The sequence below is a fragment of the Bacillus sp. FSL P2-0099 genome (genome assembly GCF_038007445.1).
Taxonomy (GTDB): Bacteria; Bacillota; Bacilli; order Bacillales; family Bacillaceae_G; genus Bacillus_A; species Bacillus_A mycoides.
This window is the reverse complement of sequence record NZ_JBBOXE010000002.1, coordinates 442,180-457,940: the sequence shown is the minus strand read 5'-3', so window position 1 is coordinate 457,940 and position 15,761 is coordinate 442,180. Positions and strand designations below refer to the sequence as shown.

Here is a 15,761-nt window from a genome sequence, read left to right as displayed (position 1 = left end):
AACGAATTATTTGTATATTGTCATATTTTGTCGAATGAAAATAAAAAAAGAGAGCCTAAGCTCTCAATGGGTAAAATGGTGAAATTATGTAAAATTCATATCCTTATTTCGGAAAAAATTCCACAATCAAGCCAAATGCAATATTACATTTTTAAATATAAGGCGCTGCAACGCTGAATAGTTCGTTTCTTAATTAGTTATATGTTATATAAAATTAATAAAATGTATAAATTCACTTACATACCAAACTGAAGGGTGTAACGTTTACATGAAATGCATTTCAATTAAGTAAGTGTATTCAACTAAAAGATTTAATGCCTTCTTTTTGGGGTCAGTTTCTAAATCAGAAATCTGATGCGAATAACCCGCCACTTATAGAAATCTTTCCATTTCAAATGGTAGTCCGTAATACTGTAATAACCCGTATTTCGTTTGAATATATTCATTGTGACTACCATCTATGGTTAATTTAGTGGCAAAGTAATTCGCCTCAGCTTCTATGAATATCTCAGAGCAAAGGGTTTCCGCTGATAGTTTTGGAGTATTTTCATTTTTATGAAAGATGGCATGACCTAATTCATGACTGCAAGTAAATAGTTGTTCTGAATAAGATAAGTTATAGTTAATATGAATAAAGGGGATTCGACTCGATTTGTTGTAGTAACCGAATATATCCCCTAATTCTTCTTGAATAACTATAATACCTTTTTCTTTTGCTATCAGAAATGGATCTCTTGTATTATGCTTTTTAATTAGTTTGTCTATTTCTTCATTGATTTGCTGTTTCCTAATCAAGCAGATCCACTCCGATCATTCTACTTCGTTACGATATTTTTTAGGTGTGAATTTCTTTTTCGCCATTTCTTTTCCTAGCCTAAGTGAATTTTCCAAAGATATTATAAGGAGTTTTCTTGTTTCTTCTGACATTGGTTCAGATCCTTTAGAGAATGCAAGTGCATCAGAGTTGCTCATATCTTCTATTATTTCTTCTAACTTCTTTTGTATATCTTTTTCATCTTTTTCATTAAGTTCCCAGTATTTCTTTTCAGTTCTACCTAGCAGGTAGTCTGTTGAAACATCAAAGTATTGGGCTAGTACCTCTACTCTATCTATCGAAGGTTTTTGCTTTTTTAATTTATATAGAGCATTTGTGCTCAATCCTAAGTTTCTTTCTAATTCAGCTATTGATATTCCACGGCCATCAGCCAGTTCTTTAACTCTGTCAAATAAAGTCATATTCATCATCCTTTTTAACGCTGGAATATACCTTACCTAAAAGTTTGGTTTTCTAATTTACTTCTTACCTATAAGGTAGTAATATATGTCCATAAGCTACTTATTTAGCCTTTAAAGCGCTACCAAACAAAAGCCGAAAGTCACGTTCCCCAACGTATAAAGGCTATATTTATGTAGGTTTATTTAGCTATGAATTTATTTTAACTTATAGGTTAAATAGTGTCAACGATAAGCTAAATAATTAGCTTATTTTCCAGAGGATGAGATGAACATAATGGCAAATGAATTCGGTATGAAAGTGCGAGCAAAGCTATTTGCTAACAACATGCAGCAAAAAGAATTAGCTAATTTACTTGGAATATCAGGACCGTATTTATCGGATATTCTCCGAGATAAACGGAACGGAAAGAAGATTAGGGAAAATATCATAAAAATCTTAGATATGAAGGATGAACAGTGATGGATAGAGAGCAGCGTGATGAATACGAACGAAAGAAAATCTCGTGGATCATAAAGGATTTAAGAGCTAGAAGGGTACATAACAGCGCAGATAAGGTTGAGGAAATATACAAGTATATCACTCTAGCTAAATAAGAAAAAACCCTACAGGGGATGCAGGGTAATAACTAAGGGTATTGAGTTGTCGACTCCATAAGGACTTCTTGGAATGTACAAAGTGTAACACATAATTTATAAGAACTTTATATATAGATGTTACGAAATTATGAACATAGACAAGCCTTTGCTTGTCGGAATGTTCAGGAATCTAATGGTATCCCCCACCTTGCAAATGGGTTCCTGGATATTCCGATGCGTGAAAGCATCATAAAAAGCCCGTACAGAAGTACAGGCCGGTTGTTACACATATCGGTAATTAAATATTAACAGAATCATTCGTTAATTGATATTGAGAAAATAAAAAACCGCCCTACGCCTAGGACGGTTTGGAGAAAAGAAATGTAAATCGTTCTACTTACATTATACCAAATCTTTTCTCCTCAAAACAAGGAGGAAAAATAATGAAAATCAACTTTAAAGAATTACGTATTACTAATTTTAAGAATCATGACAGCCTTAATGTGGCATTTGGTGAAATAACAACGATTAGTGGCCCGAATGGCGCAGGTAAATCATCAATAGGTGAAGCAATTACATGGGTTTTATACGGTATTGATCCATACGGAACTAAAAACGAACCGAAACCTATTAATAATGAAGATGCAGAAACAAAAGTAGAGCTTCTTATCCAGGTAGACGACAAGGATATTTTAATTGGTAAAGCTCAAAAGAAAGCAGCGAAATACTTCATTAATGAGGTTCCAAAGAAAGCTAAGGAATTCGAATCATTTGTAGATGAATTATTTGATAAACAAGCATTTCTATCACTATTCAATCCTGGTTACTTCAGCTCACAACACTGGCAAACGCAACGTGAGCAACTACTTACATATGTGAGTGAGCCATTAAAGAAAGAAGTATTCGTTGAGTTACCAAAAATACAGGTTGAGTTATTAGAAGAAAACTTAAAGAAACTTTCAATAGAAGACTTAAATAAAGTTCATATAGAGCGTAAGAAAACGCATGAGAAATCATATGAACGTGCAAGCGAACGAGTTATTACATTAAAAGAACAACTCGAAAAACAAAAGACTGAAAGCACAGATGTTAATAAAGAAGAAATTGAATCGCAATTATCCGAATTACAAGCGAAACGTTCAGAAATCGATAAAACAATTAAGGACTCACAGAAAAAACAACAGCAATACAATCAAGCACAGTATCAAATTGAAGGTATGAAGCAACAAGTTTTAAAACAAAAAGAAGTCGTTCTTGGTATACGTGACGAGGAATTACAAGACGCTTGCCATACATGTGGACAAGCCTTGCAAAATGAAGCCGTTAAACAGGTTAAACAAAACAAAATTAATCGTTTTGAAGAAGCAAAACAAATTGGTTCAAACATGGTTAAAGAGCTAAAAGAACTAGAAGCTTCTATAAAAGAAATGTCTCTTGAAGAAGTGGATCTTAATCAGACAAGAGAAATCGATGAAAAGATTTACGAGTTAAACGGATTACTTAGACAGTCACAACAGCTAGAGCTACTACAGAAAGAAATTGATGAAGCAGCAGAAACGCAAGCGAAGATTCGCAAAGAGAAGAATGAATCAATTGCAATCATTGATGCCATTAAAGACTTCCGTACGAAGCGTTCTCAATTGATGGTAAGCAAGATTCAAAGTTTATTTACAAACATTGATGTACAGCTCTATGAAACTCTTAAAAACGGTGAAGAGAGAGCTACATTTGAAATTCTAATGGATGGTAAGCCTTACAGCAGACTTTCTACAGCAGAAAAGATTAAAGCGGGATTAGAACTTGTAGAAGTGTTAAGCAAGCAATCTCAATTAGTAGTGCCTACATTCGTAGATAATGCCGAAAGTATCCTACATTTCACGAAGCCAGCAGGACAATTAATCATTGCGAAGGTTGAAGATACAGAGTTCGCGATAAAAGCAGAAGGAATCCAAAAGGAGGAAGTAATCAATGGCTAATCAAGTAACAGCAGCACCTAATACAGAAAAGGTAATCGGTAACTTTACGAAAATGGAGCTAGACACAATCAAAAGCACTATCGCAACTGGTACAAGCAATGAGCAATTCGCTTTATTCGTACAAACTTGCGTTAACTCGGAACTTAATCCTTTCCTAAATCACATTTATTGCATCGTGTACGGCGGTAAGATGAGCATTCAAGTATCAGTGGAAGGTGTGCTGCACTTAGCGAGACAAAAGAACGGATATAAAGGTATTGATGTTCAAACAGTTCATGAAAATGATGAATTCGAAGCTGATCGTTCTCAAGAAGGTGAATGGATTATTAGAAAGCACCAGGTTAAATTCCCTCGCGGAAAAGTAATTGGTTGCTATGCAGTGGCCCAACGTGATGGCTTTAAAGATGTTGTAGTCATGATGGAAACAGATGAAGTAATTCATATGAAGAACGGCACGAACAAGCACATGTGGAACAACTGGTTCAACGATATGTTCAAGAAGCATGCAATGAAACGTGCAGCTAAATTACAGTACGGCATTGAAATTAACGAAGATGAAGCAGTTTCATCAAGTCCAGTAGATAGTGTTCCATCTTATGAACCTGAAAAACGTGTAGATATCACGCCAAATAAACCAAATCAGATTCAAGTTGAAGAAGGCGAAACAGTTGATCAAGAGGCTGAGTTAAAGAAAAAGCAAAGCGAAGTAATGGAAAAACTGAGCGAGTACAACATGACAAATGATGATTTACAAGAAATCGCACTTAAACATTTCAAAGTACCAGCAGCAGAGTTAAACCTTCAACAGCTTACAGGCCTTGTTAAATTCTTAGGTTTAGAACATAAGAAACGTGTGAAAGAGCAAGAGAAGGCGCAAGAACAACCAGAACAAGAAGAAATTGACTTCGAAAACATGGAAATGGAAATCGCATGATCAACACACAAAGTAAGGTACTCCTTCCGGCTTGGTGCTGGAAGGATGCCAAATCAACAGACGAAGTAAAACGAAATGTACTGAAATATATAAATCCGAAACGCTACCCAGGTTATAGGGTCCTGAAAGTATCGAAAGGATTTGCTATATGCGAGAGGGAGATGTAGATGATTCCGATTCGAGTAAAACGAGGCTCAATGAAAGAGATATTAAAAGCCGTACGTGAGTTAGAAAGACGAGGTTTTGATTATGTTACTCAAATTAAACCGGTTTATAAGACAACAAAAGATTTTGTGTATAACGAAAACAAAAACATCAAAGGTGGCTATAAGTTCTACGGAATGGAAGAATACGTCTCTTATGAATGTTGGATGAAGAAGGTGAACTAAATGGCAGATGTTAAATGGATAAAACTCTCTACTAGCATGTTTGAAGATGAAAAGATTCGATTGATTGAAAGCTTACCAGATGCAGACACACTACTAATCATTTGGATTAAATTGTTGTCTCAAGCGGGCAGAACAAATGCCAATGGTTACATTTTCTTGAGCGAAAACATTCCTTTTACAGAAGAAATGCTATCAACTCTTTTTAATAGACCGATAGCAACAGTAAGACTTGCTCTACAAACATTCAAACAGTTCGGGATGATTGATGTAACAGATGATCAGTACATATGCATATCGAACTGGGAGAAACATCAAAACGTTGACGGGTTAGATAAAATCCGTGAGCAAAACAGACTACGTAAGCAAAAACAAAGAGACAAAGAAAAACAGTTTCTATTAGGGAGTGACATGGGAACATGCGCTTATTGTGGAGACTCAGCTAACACGCTAGACCACCTTATTCCTAAATCGCATGGTGGATTAGACACTCAAGAAAATTGCGTATCGTGTTGCAAACGATGTAACGAAACGAAAACAAACCGTCCTTTAGAGGTCTTCCTTAATGAGTGTTTACTGCTAGGAACACCGGTGTTGGATCTAAAGGCGGTTTTAAATAACAAGAAAATCATGAGTTTAGTTGACTATCAAGACGGAAAGTTTTTACGTCACGTGACAGGTCACGGGACACGTCACGATGGTCACGCAACAGATATAGAAGAAGATAAAGAATTAGATAAAGATAAATACTACGTCCTCTTCTGACGAAGACGACAAGGAATCACCAATCCCTTATAAGGATATCGTTTCTTATCTTAATGAAAAAGCAGGTAAATCCTTTAAACATAAAACAGCCAAAACAAGAACCTTAATCAACGCTAGGTTTAAGGACGGCTTTACAATAGAAGATTTTAAACAGGTGATTGATATTAAAACAGCGCAATGGCTAACTGATTCGAATATGAACCAGTACTTGCGACCAGAAACATTGTTTGGAACTAAATTTGAAGGTTACTTAAATGAAAAAGGAGCGAATAAAAATGTCGGTAACAGCAATGCAAAGGGTAGCCAAATCCCTGGATTTAAAGGTGAACTTCCATTCTGATAAATGCATGAACCATTCTTATGAAATAGGCGGCCAAAAATTTGTTAAGCCTGTTCAGATGATTGAATTTAAAGGACAAGTTGTTTGCCCTCGATGTGTAGTTGAGGAAAACGATAAAGTGTTAAAAGAACAAGCTAATAACCATTACAAGAAAATCGGCAGATCTAAAAAAGCTAATATGCTTACAAAGCACAGCATCATTAGTAATGAGGAAATACTCGAAGCTACACTATCTAACTATAGAACTGAATGTAATGAGACTAGAACGAATAAAAAACTCGTAGAGGACATTGTAGAGAGTCTAAAAGCAGGAGAGGTTAAAAACGTATTTGTTGTAGGTGTACAAGGTGCAGGTAAAAGTCATTTAGCTTATTCGATTCTAAGGAAGCTAAGAGATCATTTCTACGAGTTATCAGATGGAGAAAAGCACGGTGACCTATTACTCTACAAAAATATGAAAAGCAGCTTATTCGTAGAGATTGAACAATTAATGCGACTTATCAAAGATTCCTTTAACAACAAAGATTCTAAGTATACGGAAGAGTATTGTGTGGAGCTTCTAACAAGTGTGGACTTCCTTGTACTGGATGATTTAGGAGCAGAAAGCGGATCTATGAACAGAACGGACGAAGCGAGTAATTTCATTCAACGTGTACTGTATGCAGTGACAAATGGAAGGCAAGGGAAAGTGACTATCACAACAACTAACTTATCGAGTGGAGACATATTCAAGAAATATGACAAAAAGCTTGGAAGTCGAATTTTAAATAAAGCTGAGGCAGTTGTATTTAAGGAAACAACAGATAAACGCATTGAACATTTAGGATTCTAAGGGGGAACTAAGATGTGTGCATGTAAAGGAACGGGAGTAATCAGAAACGACCAAGGGAACGGCTGTTATCAATTTGCCCCATGCATTTGCGCGGTAGGGAATCAAACACCTGAAAAAGTGAATAGAAAGCGTCATGCCGTTATGGCGGGGTTAATGGAAATGCATCGTATGCAGCAGGAAGAGAAACAAGGCGTTGTGGCATGAGAAGCGGTCAACTCTCTTTTGAGGATGTTATAGGAAGCTTTGACTATACAGCAACTAGTACTTCCGAACAATTTCTACGTAGTAATAGCCATAACGCTATAACGCCTACATTTGAAGTTCATTTTTACGATCAAGATGAGAAGCAAAAAATAGATTGGTTTGAAACAAAAAACGAAGAAGATGCAAAGAGCGATGCCATAGCAAAGCATGGAAGAATCCAAATTATAAAAACGGTGATAAGTACAAGGACGTTAGCGGAGATCATGGATTTGGATTAGGAGGCATAGCGTTATGACGCGTAACACAAGGTTAAGGATCGTTCTTGGAACTGTGGAAAGAGCACACAGTAAATGTGTACTCATACCAATCTAAATTATTTTAAGGACCATGATATATCATCAAGAGCTTTATAAATATAACTATACATGCGGTAAAAGAGATACTTTGGATTGTATTGTTGTTTCCATTTCATAAAAATCACCTCTCATACAAATAGTTTAATTATATTATACAGTTATTAATTTGAATGTTAAGAAAACTAGATGCGAATTAAGGTAAATTTAAACAAAATATCTATAAAAAAAAGACCTCTTACGGAAAGATAAAGGGTCATCAAAAAATGTTGTATTTGAAACTGTTCATGAAAAAAGAGCACTATCGAAAGTGCCCTTAGAAAATACATTTTATATTCTGTTTTGAGCTACTATTTTAATATTCTCTGGTGGAATGATATCTTGAATTTTTTCTTTTAAATCTACTTGGACCATTTCTTCAAGATGTTCAAGTGAAACTTCAAAGTTTATGCATTCCGCAGTTGCGATGTTTAATAAAGAATAATTTTCATTCTTTTTAACAACAAGATATTGTGATTGATCTGTTATTACTATACATCCTTGTTGAATTCCTAATTTACGATTATCTTCAAAAGTCATAAATAAATCTCCTAACATTTTTCTGATAGGAATTGTACTACATAAAAATGTTAGTGTCTAGTCGGTCTTATGTAAGAACTAAAGTCAAACAAAATCGTTATTTTAAAAACAAGAAGCCCTAGGGTTAGGGCTCTAGGGCTTCCTGTTTTGGTATATCTCACACGGTTTTATAAAAAGAAAAGAACGTACTGAAGATAACATATGAATGTTTCATAAATGTATCGAAAAAGTGAACAAAATTGCTATTGCAGAAGAAGCAGAAATGAAGTTTCTAATACGTAAGTGCGTAAAAGGTATTATTTTCAGTGAATAAAAGGCGCGTGGGGCACCTAATCATTACTTTATGGGAAGAAAAGAATATGTTATGAACTTGGTTGAATGAAAAAATGAAAATTTTACTTTTAGAGTGAAACTGAACAAAATTCTTATTTAACAACAAATAAAAAGAGCACATTTTTATATGCACTCTTAGTAAGGCAGGTAAATGTCTCATGAGATATAAAAAATTCAAAAAATCGTAATCAGATTTTCACGAGTGAATTTTTAATATTGTATGCCTTACTTGGAGTTATGGAGCATGTCACTAAAGAAAATGGTCAAGTGGAATCTAGAAGTAATTAAACAAAATCTTTATTTGAACGTAAAAAACCCTAGATGGGACTAGGGTCTTTTACATAATAAATCTTTCTGTTTTTAAAAGGACTTACTGAAGATAGCACATGAATGTTTCATAAATGTATCAAAAAATGAACGAAATCTTTATTTCATAACAAGCGAAAAAGAGCACACATATAAGTATGCTCTTCGACAAGAAAGGTAGTTTTCTATGAGTGGAGAGTCTCCATACAATAACATATGCTTGTCCAGTTAAAAGGTGAAAAATTTTTAACAAAATCGTTATTTGAATGAAAAGACAACAAACGGAGGGGTTTGCTGTCTTGATAAAAAGGAATGGCACTAAGTATATATTACAGAGGTAACTGGTTAGTAAAAGTATATGCATTATATATATAAATATCACCAAACAAAGGTGATAATTTTTTAAAAAAACGTTATAACATATGCTTGTTCAGTAAAAATGTGAAAAGAATTTTAACAAAAACGCTATTTTAGATGAGGGAGGAATTACACACTAAAAAATAAATATGCCCTAGTACGTAAGGCTAGGGCAAAAAAGTTAGTCGGTAAATATCTTCATAATAATATTATCACATTTAATGTTTTATATGTTTGGAATTATAGATATTTAGATGGCTTTTTAAAAACTTTATAAAAATTTCATTTTGTAGAAGAAATAGAAAGCGAGGTTAGGAGAATGGAAGGTAACGTAAAGCTATTAGGCACGGATGGCATGTGCGGAATGGAGTTTAAAGTGAATAAGGTCAATGTTTATAACGATGAAGGATATGTAATGGAAAGTATGACTACAAGGGATCATGTTCAAGAAGTTATTGATTTTCTTGAAGAGTGTAAGAAAGAAATGGAGGAATAAAAATGGGACAAGGTAACCGCGGAATGGCCTTTGAAAAGCTTATTAATCTATCGAATGAAATGTATTAACACGAGGGAGTGGCGCTTATAAACAAGTGTCCAACTCCTGTGAAGGTGTTAAAAAGTAAAGGCGGCCGTGTATTAAATGGATTCTATGAAGCTAAAAGTACAGTGGACTATGATGGCGTTTATAAGGGACGAGCTATTGCATTTGAAGCGAAGTCTACAGAGAATGCTACACGATTTGATTTAAAGAACATTGCGCAGCACCAATTGGATTACCTGGAGAAAGCAGAGAAGATGGGAGCAATTTGTTTCTTCCTTATAGAGTTCAGCAAGGATAAGTCAGTATTCGCAGTACCACTATCGATCATTCAATCGTATGTAAGGATGTCACAACAGTCAAAAGGTAAGAAGTCGATACCAAGAGCAGATTTTGATATTTCTGGGTACCTGGTAGATCAGTCGGAGCGAGCGCCAGTTGATTACTTAAAATACATTGATGAGCAAGGATTTACACCGGTAATAGATGGCATGATTCAATTTGATCAGGACCATAAAAAGGTAGCGAATAACATTGAAGTAGCAAAAGAGAAAATGGCCAACAAGAAACGCAAGTTATTAAAGGCTTAATGGATACTGGAAACATGCAGAGTGGATGGTGGGGGCTACTCGCTATGCATGGTTCCCTTATTCAATAATGAGATAGTAAAATTTCACGTACCTTATGTGATGTTAAAATTACAAATTCGAAATAGGGGGATTCCTTCATGGAACAATTAACTTTATTACCAGCAATCGATGACAAGAAAGTGCAAAAGGAAGTAGTCAGCATCTTAAAGGAATACCGTGCATTAAAGATGAGATTCAATAATGAAGTGGAACAAGAAGGAATCAGTTTGTTTCCAGAGATACGAAATTCAAGAAGAATAAGCGAATTAAAGGTGAAACAGATAGAGAAGACTTTGGACTATATCTTAGATAAGGAAGAAAGAGACATTATTACAATGAAGTTCTTAACGAATGAAAGAGTAAAAGATTCAGATGTTTATCATGATCTACTACTCAAAAAGACTTACTTCTATGAGAAGAAGAAAAGTGCCGTGAAATTGATTGCTACATCGTTAGGGATTATCTAAAAAACGCGAACAAACCGCGAACTTTTTGGGGGACTAAATAAAATGCGGAAAATTATAAGCTATTCCTATAAACAGTTCTTTGAAAAGAGAATACGTTTTGGGGATAGCGTTCCCATTATAATAACGTTACTCGGTGACGCGGAGGCTAGAGGGGATAAGAGCTTCCCGAAATTATTTATATTTTACTTCTCATTGAGTGTATAAACGTAACGCCTTTCGTTTGTAGGCTCATAGGTAGTAAAATCACACCTGTCATGTGAATTCTTGATTTCTATGTTAAAACTGGATCGTTTACCAAGTGGGATGATGGTTCGTTCGATTGAATGGGCCACGTTCCCGGATAGAAGGAATAACTTAATTTATTAGTAATTACTCACAATATTTACTAATGTAACGTAAGCTAGGTTCTTCTTAAACGATTAAACGAGCAGAGAGCTTCCGCTCTTTGTTTGAGCCAATACAGCTGAACCTTCCCCTCAGTCTTGTGTATTGGTTCAAACAAGGCGTAGGAAGAAACATATGCGTCTGGATATAATCACGTTGTGTAAACGTAATTGGCGAAAATGACATTAAGTAGCCGACTCTATGGAGTATAAACGAGAAGATTCTTAGTCTTCTCCCAGTCACCGAATTAACCAAATGTGAAGCGTGTAGCTAATATATAGTGTTGCGGTGACTTGGAGAAGGTTAAGAGTTATCTTGACCTTGGAAGAGGAACTTTTGCCATTTGTTTTTCTATTTCTCTCTATTAAATATGTGAACTATGGGGAGTTTCGTAAAACATAACTTTTGAATTATGTAATAAAAGTATATATAATTATACTGATATTAATATATTAACTAGTTAAAAATGGGGAAAGAAAAATGAAGATTAAATTTGATGTAGTTAAAGATGAAAATTTTGATTTTACTTTATTAGAAACAAAATTGCTGAAAACTTTTAAAGAAGTAGATAATGTAGCAATAATTGAAAAGGTTGAAGATAAAATTTTTGAAAAAGATGATGTGCAAACCCATTTAGCGGAGATTACTATTAATGTTACAGGAAAGAATATTGGATATAGATCAGCTTCAGCTAGTATATTCATTGTTCTAGAAAGTCTATCAATAGAGCTATTCAATATTAATATTAGTATACGTTAAGCATCCAAAACGGGTGCTTTTTTCTTTGTTATATAGAAATTACACATTAAAACAGTAAAACTTTGAATGAGACAAGCATATACTAATAACTGAACACGACGTATTCATTCTTTATAATCGTATCGGACGAGCACCTTATAGGGCTCTTTTTTTATTGCACATAAGGAATTCCCAAACATACAATATCGAGTCAATGCCAACCAACTTATTCCTTTTCCGAGAGCTATATATATTCCGCTATAAAGCTCTTTTATGTTGCGCCATTAGAACGGGCTGGGCATTGTCGTATATTTAATACTCAGAAGTTTAGGGCACTTTATAGTGTTCTTTTTTTATTGAACAAAATGGATATTTGAATAGATAATGCCTTCCTTAAAATAACCTTAATTAAAACATAGTTTTGATAATATATGGAAAATAAATGGTACAATTTTCTGGTATAACCTAAATAAAATTTATTTTAGAAAAGGGGTAGAAGGGAAATGTTCCAGAAGTTCAAGTTTTATTTAATGAGCATTTTAATTAGTTCAATGTTAGGCGGAATTATTATAGGTGCTAATTTCTTGGTCCATAACATATATAATTTAGTTGCAGGTAAAGAATATCATTTTAATATGTGGTCTTCTATTATTATATTTAGTGTTGTATTTATTTCGGGTTTCTCGTACGCGTTGAAGAAGGGGCCAGATATATTTGTTAATGATTAAACCAATAGCAATTATCGTAGGCGCTGCCGTGATCTTGGTGGCGTCTTATTTCATTTTAAAGAGGAAGTGATGGCATGACGTGGTTAATCTTCTTTATTGGATACTGTGTAGGAATGACAATTTGTTTGCTCATTATGATTCAGTCTATTAAGGCGAAGGAAGAGAATGAGTTGGATTATGACATCGACGAGTCAGTAGAGAAGGAAATGGAGCAGTTGAAGGCGTTAAGGGATGATAAGGGGTGAGAGGTTTTAGGATTTTTTTGAAAATAAAGACTTTCAACCTTTAAAATGGTATAATTTTCATAATATTGAAATTAAAAAGAAAATATATACAAATAAAGGGATGGGTTGATTTGAATGAGGGGTTCTGATCATAAAGAGACAAAAGCAATATTAAAGATATGGTTCATATATATACCACTTGCGTTTGGGGAACTCATTTTTTCGAATATTATAGGTTACTTCAGAAAAATAAAAATTAAGATTTTGCGTCAGAAAAACAATTAAACTATTTAATTGTTTTTTTATTTTCCCCTAACAAAACAAACGAACACAACGAAAAAAATACCTGAGACTATAGCCCCAGGTAAGATTGCATAAGTTCTTGTACAATTGTTCGGAAAGTTTCTTCGGTGACAATCCAGAATAGCCTCTCCTGTATACCGTTTAGACCGCTAATCTCAAGTTTAACTTTAAATTCTATTTTCATAGTAAAACCTCCTTATTTTCTCTTCAAATAGATAATTAGAGACTGTGTGACTTTTTGAAGAAAAATAGAGGTAGTTAACAAAGTGAAGTTTATGCAGGAAATAACGGTGGTTAGGTGCTGAAAACCCACTAAAATAGGTCGTGCATAAAATCATGCATAAATATATGGAACTATATGTAACGGGAAGTGAGTGATATCAACGATTTCCCATGATATCAACTTTAAACAACTGAGTATAACAAGAATTATGTAAATAAGCTGTTCATATGGACAGCTTATTTTATTTTTCCGCATAGCATAGATTATTTTGAAAAATGCTGACGGTACCCCATGCCCATCAACTTAAGTTTTTAATGTCCCCCCAAAACGATAAAAATAAACTTGGTTGCCATAAAAGACATCACGTTTTTATTCTGAAAGCATTATAAAATTTTAACCTTATGATTATATAGAAGGTACCGATTATTAGGGAAATTATACAATAAGATGTCCGGAGATAATATAGTTGTTTAATTTACATTATCACTCCTTTACTTCTTGCTCCACAATCGCACCCGATTCTGGAAAATTTAAAAAACGTTTATTTTTCTTTTAACATTGAATACTTTCGATAAGTTTTATAGAAATTGATACCCCAAAAAACAAACAGAAGTGTGGAAGACAACTTCAAAAGGACAAATGGAGTTTCAAATAAAAATGCCTTCCAAAATAATGAACCTTTCATACTCCAAAGACCTTCATGATATAATCCCGAATCCTTGTAAAACATATAAGAATAAGCTAAACACAGCATAACCAACCAAAATGAATAATTCATTAATTTTTTATAATGATTATCCTTTGATTGGCGATCCGAGAAGATTTCATTTTGATCATCATCTTCTTTTTGCCAATACCGTATTCCACTAAGCCAGGGCCCTTTTATATAGTTCCAACCGAAATCCTCATATATCCCTTTGTATTCAACCAACTTTTTCTTAGGTAAATAATCTTGATAATCAAGTCGTATAACATATCTCTTGTCAGTTTTTTCGAAAGTGTATATTCCTAATCCACTAATATTTGTACAACGATAGCCTTTTTGTAATTGCTCGTTCAGCCATTGCTCCTCTTTTTCAATATCAAAAAATATCTTACTAAATTTCTTCATTCGATTCACTTCCTTCGTACAGGGATAAAATATGCAATAACCTGTTTTGTTCCATTTTCAAAATAGCGCTTCCTTCTGCAGTTATCATATAAACTTTTCTCCGACCGGACTCTCCAACAGGTTCAATCCAACCATGCTTATTCAAGTTTTCAATCGCACCGTATAATGTACCAGCTGCTAAAATAACAGTACCGTTACTTATCTTTTCTATCTTCTGCATTACGGCATAGCCATGGAGTGGCTCACGCATGGCTAATAAAATATAATGCATGGTTTCAGACAATGGTAATAATTTATGTTTCATATACTCACCCTTTATTCAGTTTGACTATATAGTTCAACTTAATATAGTTCAACTGAATAGTCAACAACATTTTCAAAATTAGTGTAGGTTTGAAATAAAGTTTAACCGTTTTGAAAAAAGATTAACTGCTTATAAAAAAGTCGTACCGTTTTAAATCCTATTTATTTCCAAGTGAATGTGATATATTTATATCATAAAGAGCGAAATATATCACGCAGGAGGTTTATATGAAAAATAAATTAGCTTATTTAGGATTTCTCGGTTTTTTGGGTTTTTTAGGTCCGTTCTCATTTGTAGGTAATATTTCATGGGCATCTTATTTTTTCGGTTTCTTTTTCTTCTTCGCATATGCAAAAGTCGTACCAGATGAGCTTTTTATGCTACATGTTCGCCTCGCAGCTACAAGAGCCTTTTTCATAGCACTAGTATTAGGGAGTATACTACTCTTAAGTGTTTTTATTTTTGAAAATCTACATGTAATTCGGTTCTTTGTTATATTTTCGTTTTTCATACCTTTAGGTACATTCATAATTAATTTAGAAATATTTGAGCGTAGAGAAAAGAAAGGGATGCAAGATGCCACTTAAAACTCGAATGAAAGAATATAGGGTAAAGCTAAGTATGTCTCAAGAAGATTTAGCCAATGAAGTTGGTGTCAGAAGAGAAACAATTGGCAATCTCGAAAATGGAAAATATAATCCTTCATTCAAGCTTACTTATGATATTGCGAAGGTTTTGAAAGCACCTATTGAAGTTCTGTTTTGGTTTGAAGAATAGGTTAGGTATAAGTAAATTGTTGTAATAGATATGTCTATGAGTTTTGATTAATCTTTTTTATAAAAACTAGATTTGGATTTCTAACAAAAGACTCCATTTTGATTAATCTTTTTTCAAAATGGAGTCTTCTTATTTATCATATAATATGGATTTGTGGA

General features: G+C 33.9%; 21 protein-coding genes and 2 pseudogenes. 17 read left to right on the top strand and 6 right to left on the bottom strand.

The features are described 5' to 3' along the window. Positions 1–372 precede the first annotated feature (372 nt). Together MKY90_RS29865 and MKY90_RS29860 are read right to left on the bottom strand one after the other, a co-directional pair. Positions 373–795 carry an ImmA/IrrE family metallo-endopeptidase gene (locus MKY90_RS29865; RefSeq protein ID WP_012260097.1) on the bottom strand — a complete coding sequence of 141 codons (423 nt, stop codon included), beginning with the start codon at positions 793–795 and terminating at the stop codon, positions 373–375. A 15-nt stretch (positions 796–810) separates the two neighbouring features. After that, positions 811–1,236 (bottom strand): helix-turn-helix domain-containing protein, encoded by a 426-nt coding sequence (locus tag MKY90_RS29860; RefSeq protein ID WP_012260098.1) that lies wholly within the window; start codon positions 1,234–1,236, stop codon positions 811–813. Positions 1,237–1,510: 274 nt separating this feature from the next. Here MKY90_RS29860 and MKY90_RS29855 point away from each other — a divergent pair, with 274 nt between their 5' ends. The 9 genes and pseudogenes from MKY90_RS29855 to MKY90_RS29815 all read left to right on the top strand — a co-directional run bounded on the left by MKY90_RS29855 (position 1,511) and on the right by MKY90_RS29815 (position 7,527). Next, positions 1,511–1,696, top strand: a complete 186-nt coding sequence (locus MKY90_RS29855) for a helix-turn-helix domain-containing protein (protein ID WP_098168997.1) — start codon at positions 1,511–1,513, stop codon at positions 1,694–1,696. A 559-nt stretch (positions 1,697–2,255) separates the two neighbouring features. Continuing rightward, complete coding sequence (locus MKY90_RS29850) at positions 2,256–3,788, top strand: AAA family ATPase (RefSeq protein WP_098168998.1); 1,533 nt, start codon at positions 2,256–2,258, stop codon at positions 3,786–3,788. Next, complete coding sequence (locus MKY90_RS29845; protein WP_341093729.1) at positions 3,781–4,722, top strand: RecT family recombinase; 942 nt, start codon at positions 3,781–3,783, stop codon at positions 4,720–4,722. Before MKY90_RS29850 ends, MKY90_RS29845 begins: the two co-directional genes overlap by 8 nt. A 167-nt stretch (positions 4,723–4,889) precedes the next feature. Further along, positions 4,890–5,111, top strand: a complete 222-nt coding sequence (locus MKY90_RS29840; protein ID WP_088037665.1) for a hypothetical protein — start codon at positions 4,890–4,892, stop codon at positions 5,109–5,111. Then, on the top strand, positions 5,112–5,873 hold the full coding sequence (locus MKY90_RS29835; RefSeq protein ID WP_255256175.1) for a phage replisome organizer N-terminal domain-containing protein: 762 nt from the start codon (positions 5,112–5,114) through the stop codon (positions 5,871–5,873). Positions 5,874–5,895: 22 nt separating this feature from the next. Beyond that, a pseudogene (locus MKY90_RS29830) lies at positions 5,896–6,213 on the top strand (conserved phage C-terminal domain-containing protein); the annotation flags it as partial. Continuing rightward, entirely contained in the window at positions 6,164–7,045 is an 882-nt protein-coding gene (locus tag MKY90_RS29825; RefSeq protein WP_098169000.1) for an NB-ARC domain-containing protein, read from the top strand. The pseudogene MKY90_RS29830 and the gene MKY90_RS29825, both read left to right, overlap by 50 nt. 12 nt (positions 7,046–7,057) lie before the next feature. Continuing rightward, positions 7,058–7,249: a hypothetical protein gene (locus tag MKY90_RS29820; RefSeq protein ID WP_341093723.1), complete on the top strand. Its 192-nt coding sequence runs from the start codon at positions 7,058–7,060 to the stop codon at positions 7,247–7,249. Beyond that, positions 7,246–7,527 (top strand): hypothetical protein, encoded by a 282-nt coding sequence (locus MKY90_RS29815; RefSeq protein WP_012260108.1) that lies wholly within the window; start codon positions 7,246–7,248, stop codon positions 7,525–7,527. Before MKY90_RS29820 ends, MKY90_RS29815 begins: the two co-directional genes overlap by 4 nt. A gap of 405 nt (positions 7,528–7,932) precedes the next feature. Here the strand turns inward: MKY90_RS29815 and MKY90_RS29810 are convergent, their stop codons facing one another. Continuing rightward, the gene (locus MKY90_RS29810) at positions 7,933–8,181 is read right to left on the bottom strand and encodes a hypothetical protein (RefSeq protein WP_000141885.1); all 249 of its coding nucleotides are present in this window, start codon (positions 8,179–8,181) and stop codon (positions 7,933–7,935) included. A 1,315-nt stretch (positions 8,182–9,496) separates the two neighbouring features. Here MKY90_RS29810 and MKY90_RS29805 point away from each other — a divergent pair. The 6 genes and pseudogenes from MKY90_RS29805 (at position 9,497) to MKY90_RS29780 (ending at position 12,906) form a co-directional block, all read left to right on the top strand. Continuing rightward, positions 9,497–9,673, top strand: coding sequence for a hypothetical protein (locus MKY90_RS29805; protein WP_176523469.1), 177 nt, complete (start codon positions 9,497–9,499; stop codon positions 9,671–9,673). A 2-nt stretch (positions 9,674–9,675) separates the two neighbouring features. Next, positions 9,676–10,305 (top strand): annotated as a pseudogene (locus MKY90_RS29800) (Holliday junction resolvase RecU). Between the two features lie 137 nt (positions 10,306–10,442). Continuing rightward, positions 10,443–10,811, top strand: a complete 369-nt coding sequence (locus MKY90_RS29795) for an ArpU family phage packaging/lysis transcriptional regulator (protein ID WP_341093718.1) — start codon at positions 10,443–10,445, stop codon at positions 10,809–10,811. 864 nt (positions 10,812–11,675) lie between these two features. After that, entirely contained in the window at positions 11,676–11,954 is a 279-nt protein-coding gene (locus MKY90_RS29790; RefSeq protein ID WP_012260114.1) for a hypothetical protein, read from the top strand. A 482-nt stretch (positions 11,955–12,436) separates the two neighbouring features. Further along, positions 12,437–12,661: a hypothetical protein gene (locus tag MKY90_RS29785; RefSeq protein ID WP_000486589.1), complete on the top strand. Its 225-nt coding sequence runs from the start codon at positions 12,437–12,439 to the stop codon at positions 12,659–12,661. Positions 12,662–12,735: 74 nt separating this feature from the next. Then, entirely contained in the window at positions 12,736–12,906 is a 171-nt protein-coding gene (locus MKY90_RS29780) for a hypothetical protein (protein WP_012260115.1), read from the top strand. Positions 12,907–13,237: 331 nt separating this feature from the next. Here MKY90_RS29780 and MKY90_RS29775 read toward each other — a convergent pair whose 3' ends face one another. The 3 genes from MKY90_RS29775 to MKY90_RS29765 form a co-directional block, all read right to left on the bottom strand. Further along, positions 13,238–13,372: a hypothetical protein gene (locus MKY90_RS29775; protein WP_255256153.1), complete on the bottom strand. Its 135-nt coding sequence runs from the start codon at positions 13,370–13,372 to the stop codon at positions 13,238–13,240. Between the two features lie 580 nt (positions 13,373–13,952). After that, positions 13,953–14,522, bottom strand: coding sequence for a DUF2812 domain-containing protein (locus tag MKY90_RS29770; protein ID WP_098168692.1), 570 nt, complete (start codon positions 14,520–14,522; stop codon positions 13,953–13,955). Continuing rightward, positions 14,509–14,826: a PadR family transcriptional regulator gene (locus tag MKY90_RS29765; RefSeq protein ID WP_017151361.1), complete on the bottom strand. Its 318-nt coding sequence runs from the start codon at positions 14,824–14,826 to the stop codon at positions 14,509–14,511. The genes MKY90_RS29770 and MKY90_RS29765 overlap by 14 nt, the downstream gene beginning before the upstream one ends. 227 nt (positions 14,827–15,053) lie before the next feature. On the opposite strand from MKY90_RS29765, the gene MKY90_RS29760 reads away from it, so the two are divergent. Continuing rightward, entirely contained in the window at positions 15,054–15,413 is a 360-nt protein-coding gene (locus MKY90_RS29760; RefSeq protein ID WP_098168693.1) for a DUF3796 domain-containing protein, read from the top strand. Next, on the top strand, positions 15,403–15,603 hold the full coding sequence (locus MKY90_RS29755) for a helix-turn-helix transcriptional regulator (protein WP_001128818.1): 201 nt from the start codon (positions 15,403–15,405) through the stop codon (positions 15,601–15,603). The genes MKY90_RS29760 and MKY90_RS29755 overlap by 11 nt, the downstream gene beginning before the upstream one ends. Positions 15,604–15,761 lie beyond the last annotated feature (158 nt).